Genomic DNA, 1,362 nt, shown 5'->3' with positions numbered 1-1,362 from the left:
CCGCACGCTTCTCGACGTGGCGTGAATTCACCGAAGTCACCCAAAATCCGTCTGCAGCATGACGCATGCAGGCCGCTCTTACTTCCCTTGCGAACAAACTCCGCCAACGTGACAGAGCACCTGTAAACGGATTTGCCGCCCGTGCGCACTTCGTGCGGTAGGTTTCGCCCGGCGCCCGCTCGGCCGGGCGCAGCGCCCCGCGTTGGCGATGTGTCGGCGGTGCCGACACGAACGCTCGTCATCGCGTGGCCGGTGTGCCGCAGCCCGTGTCATGATCTGCGATCAGGCCGACTTCGTGTCGAATCTTCATCAGCGTCGCAGGCGAATCCGTCAACACCGCGTCCACGCCCAGGCACGCCGCCGTCCGGTAGTCTCCCGCATCGTTCACTCCGATCGCCAGTATCCTGACAGGTGCGTCCCGGCGGAAGCAGGCAACCGTTCGACGCGTCCACATCGTCGCGAGCGCATCGGAACGCCCTTCGCCGAGCGTGAATCGTTCGGTGACGGTCAACTTCCGATGCAATTCGAACGCTGCCCATAAGGGAGCGGCCGGCACGTTCTCGCATCCCTCGCCAAGCAGTACCTTGACCAGACGATTCCGCGTGGCATCGCGCGACTCGAACAGTTTCGCTTCCGAGTAGACCGCGAACGCCTGCTGGTATGCCGCTTCGGTCGAATAAATCGTAACGCGAGACCAGGCGCTCTCTTCCGTCAAAACCTGCGCAACGGCACGCGCCTGCCGCTCCGCCGGCAGCGCCTTCATGTCGAGCATGATCGGCAAGCCGCGCGGAATCGCGCGTAGCGCATCGCGCAGCGTCGGTATGCCGACAGGATGTGACAGATAGGGATTGCCGCCGTCCTTGTCCTTGAAGTTTCGACCCGCATTCATTTGCGCGAGCTCGCCGGCGGTGTAATCCGCGACCGTGCCTGCCACGCCGGTCTGATCGCTCAGCCTGGCCGGGCGATACAGCACGGGCACGTCATCCTTGCTCAACTGCACCGTGACCCAGATCGCGTCGGCGCGATGCCGCACTGCCAATCCGATCGCTTCCAGCGTGTTCTCCGGTGCATCCGCCGCCCCGCCCCGATGGGCCACGATCATCGGGACACGAATCGCAGTGCCACTTTCGACATCGTGTGCGACGGGCCGATCTCCACCGCAAGCAGAAAGCACGGCGGCTACCCCGATTGCCCCAAACCACCCGAGGCGCGTGAATCTATTCTGCATGCATTGCGCTGCTTTTTTCATACGGTCTCCTGTTCATCTCGATGACGATGCTCCAGTGCACGTCGACGTTGTCGATCGTCTGATCGTCACCGATATCAGGTCGAGCTTTCGTTCGAATTCAGTGCTGATCGACG

At 62.6% G+C, this 1,362-nt stretch carries 1 protein-coding gene; it reads right to left on the bottom strand.

Translation table 11 applies throughout. From position 1 onward, the window contains the following. Positions 1 to 238: 238 nt before the first annotated feature. Complete coding sequence (locus ACV22V_RS32335; RefSeq protein ID WP_448016803.1) at positions 239 to 1,228, bottom strand: glycerophosphodiester phosphodiesterase family protein; 990 nt, start codon at positions 1,226 to 1,228, stop codon at positions 239 to 241. Positions 1,229 to 1,362: the final 134 nt, after the last annotated feature.

The organism is Burkholderia sp. AW33-5, assembly GCF_053427615.1.
Note: the sequence above shows the minus strand (reverse complement) of the source record. Positions and strands in the feature narration are given on the sequence as shown.

What these genes read in the sequence shown, in the direction of transcription:
- ACV22V_RS32335 (WP_448016803.1), bottom strand. Translation starts at nt 1,228, where the DNA reads ATGCAGAATAGATTCACGCGCCTCGGGTGGTTTGGGGCAATCGGGGTA.